Annotated in this window: 4 protein-coding genes; 3 read left to right on the top strand and 1 reads right to left on the bottom strand. The window is 34.9% G+C overall.

Annotated elements, in window-relative coordinates:
• Nucleotides 1-219 (top strand): hypothetical protein (locus tag ACQR30_RS18100; protein WP_429737205.1); only part of this gene is annotated, 219 nt, incomplete at its 5' end.
• A 114-nt stretch (nt 220-333) separates the two neighbouring features.
• Nucleotides 334-1776, top strand: coding sequence for a glycine--tRNA ligase (locus ACQR30_RS18095; RefSeq protein ID WP_429737204.1), 1443 nt, complete (start codon nt 334-336; stop codon nt 1774-1776).
• Nucleotides 1777-1802: 26 nt separating this feature from the next.
• Here ACQR30_RS18095 and ACQR30_RS18090 read toward each other — a convergent pair whose 3' ends face one another.
• Nucleotides 1803-2756 (bottom strand): sterol desaturase family protein, encoded by a 954-nt coding sequence (locus ACQR30_RS18090; protein ID WP_429737203.1) that lies wholly within the window; start codon nt 2754-2756, stop codon nt 1803-1805.
• 234 nt (nt 2757-2990) lie between these two features.
• Between ACQR30_RS18090 and ACQR30_RS18085 the strand changes: the two genes are divergently transcribed.
• On the top strand, nt 2991-3376 hold a 386-nt coding region (locus tag ACQR30_RS18085; protein ID WP_429737202.1), incomplete at its 3' end, for a LemA family protein.

Below are 3376 nucleotides of genomic sequence, written 5' to 3'. Positions count from 1 at the left end.
GGGCAGGTAGCCCCCACTATTTCTATTTTCGCTAGTACCTTTTTAGCAAGCGTTCTTATGTATGTAGCAATAAAAATTAGAAATAAAAAATTGGCAGAAAAAGAAAGGAAGAGAATACAAGAACTGGAAAAAATGGAACTTCAAACTCCCGACGATTATATCTCCAATTTTTTAAACAATGCACCTAATACGGTTTATGAAGACAAAGTTTTTTCCTAATAAAAGGATTGTAAAACAAATTTCTTCACAAATGCTAGTTCACTAATAGCGACAATTTAAGTCCAGATTTTAAAATAATCTGAAAACTTAAATTGTCTTTTTTATATTTGCCTTATGAGTACACAAAGAGAGAATAATTTTCAAGCAATTATAGCGCACGCAAAAGAATATGGATTTATATTCCCAAGCAGTGAAATTTATGACGGGCTGAGCGCAGTATACGACTACGGCCCTTATGGCAGCGAGTTGAAAAAGAATATTCGCGATTATTGGTGGAGATCGATGACTCAACTTAGTGATAATATTGTTGGCATTGATGCTGCAATATTTATGCACCCTACAACTTGGAAGGCAAGCGGACACATTGATAGTTTCAGCGATCCTATGATTGACAATAAAGATAGTAAAAAACGCTATCGTGTAGATCATTTGTTTGAAGCACACGCAGAAAAATTAGTGCAAACGGGTAAACAAGCCGAAGCTGATGCTTTACTTAAAACAATGGATGAACTATTGGCAAAAGAAGATTATGTGGCTCTCAAACAATTGTTGGACGATAACAAGATCGTTTGCAGCATTAGCAAAACAGCTAATTGGACAGATATCCGTCAATTCAATCTGATGTTTAATACCCAACTTGGGTCCGTATCGGAAGAAACGAATACTATTTATTTAAGGCCAGAGACAGCTCAAGGCATTTTTGTGAATTTTCTAAATGTGCAAAAATCCGCACGGATGAAAATACCATTTGGCATTGCTCAAACGGGAAAAGCTTTTCGTAACGAGATCGTAGCAAGGCAGTTTATCTTCCGGATGCGGGAATTTGAACAAATGGAAATGCAGTTTTTTTGTAGACCAGGAACTGAATTAGAATGGTACGAAAAATGGAAACAAATACGTCTTGAATGGCATTTAAGTTTGGGCTCGCCTAAAGAAAAATTACGCTTTCACGACCATGTTAAATTAGCTCATTACGCCAATGCTGCTGTTGATATTGAGTTTGATTTCCCCTTTGGTTTTAAAGAATTGGAAGGCATTCATTCTCGTACCGACTTTGATCTAAAAAGACATCAGGAATTTAGTGGTAAAAAAATCTCCTATTTTGATACGGAAATCAATCAACATTATATTCCATTCGTAGTAGAAACATCCATCGGCTTAGATAGGATGTTTCTAGCGATACTTTCCAATAGCTATGAAGAGGAAACCTTACAAAAAGAAGATGGAACAACAGATTCTCGCATAGTATTGCATATCTCTCCTAAAATCGCACCAATCAAATTAGCTATATTTCCGCTCACAAAAAAAGACGGGTTACCAGATTTAGCAACAAAAATATTTAATGATTGCAGACAGCGTTTCAAGTGTTTTTATGAAGAAAAAGATGCAATTGGCAAACGATATCGCAGACAGGATGCTATAGGTACCCCCTTTTGTATTACCATCGATCATCAAAGTAAAGAAGATGAGACAGTTACTTTGCGTCATCGTGATACAATGCAACAAGAAAGAATTGCTATCAAAGATTTAAAAAATAAAATTCAATCCTATCTTTAACCAGAAGATTCTACCGAAAACGGTTTCTACAACTCTGTAGAAACCATTTTTGATTCTAGTAAGGATACCTCTATTTCGCCTAATAATATTTGTTCTTCTTCCTTCATTTCCTCACTTGTTTTTCTACTGCCATCGTGGCTATATCCTGGAGGACCGAAAATATAATTGAATCTTTCACTGAAAGTCAAACCTTCTGTAGTAGCGTCCTTCCATATTTGCCTCCATTCATGAAAAAGCAATTGAATAATATTTGGTTCTTCTAAGTTTTTTGTTAATCCATAATGTATAGGACCATATTCTTGCTCCGGTAGTTCTTCTTGAAAAGTGCCAAAAAGCTTATCCCAAATAATTAAAAACATGCCCATATTCTTATCCAAATATTTCGGGTTACAGGCATGATGAACCCTGTGATGTGATGGCGTAACAAATATTTTTTCAAGCCATCCAAGTTTTCCTATAATCTCCGTATGTACAAGTGTGCCCCAAATTTGTGTAGCGGAGTACATAAATACAATATCTATAGGCTTAAACCCAAACCACGCCAAAGGAATAAAATATACAAACCTATACAAAGGCTCAAAGACTGATGAACGAAAGCCTGTAGTAAAATTAAAATGAGGAGAGCTGTGGTGGGTTACATGCACTGCCCAAAAAAAGCGTACTTCGTGATCAAATCTATGCAACCAATAATAGGCGAAATCTTCCGCAATTAACAAGGCCAACCAATAACTAAATCCAATTTTCCAATCTTCGAATGGACTCTTCAAAAAAACCAAAGTCAATACCAAAATTGAAATCAATTTAAAACCAAAATCAATACTTGCATTGAGAAGTGTAAGGAAAATATTTGTAGCAGTATCTTTGACGGTGTATGTTTTTTTGCCCAAACGCACATTCGTCAATAATATTTCAATGGAAATAATTATTAGATAAAATGGCGCAGAAAACAATAGCAGCAATTGTTCTTTTAAACTAAGCATGATAACATTTATTCTTTAGCCCAAAATTAGAGGAAGAATCGGAATTTCTATTTTATTATTTTTGATTAAATTACTATTTACCAATTTTTTAGAAGTCATTTACCGAAAAATTCTTCCCCTACAAGATAGTTTATAAAAAAAAGAGTATTTTGGCATAAATTATTATTTTAAAAACAAATAGCAAGCCCGCTTTTGAGAAGCCGCTATAATTTCTATCAAACAAAAAATATAACTATGAAAAAAGGATTAATTATAATCATCATCATTGCAATTGTGCTCGGTTTCGTTGGATGCAATAGCTACAATGGCCTAGTGAAGCAAGATCAACAAGTGCAACAAGTTTGGAGTAATGTAGAAACTAATTACCAACGTCGTACCGATTTATACAGTAGCGTTATAAAAACAATTGAAGGCTCGGCAAATTTTGAAAAATCCACATTAACCTCTGTTATCAATGCACGTGCGCAAGCAACAAGCGTAAAAGTAGATATCAACGACCCCGCAACTTTAGCTAAATATCAAGCGGCTCAAGGAGAGTTACAAAATGCCTTTAGCAAGTTGATGGCAGTATCTGAAGCCTATCCGGATCTTAAAACAACAAAAGCTTTTCAAGACTTTCA

The sequence above is a fragment of the Arachidicoccus sp. genome (assembly GCF_050436765.1).
Taxonomy (GTDB): Bacteria; Bacteroidota; Bacteroidia; order Chitinophagales; family Chitinophagaceae; genus Arachidicoccus.
The sequence above is the reverse complement of the archived record's forward strand: the minus strand, read 5'-3'. Positions and strand labels throughout refer to the sequence as shown.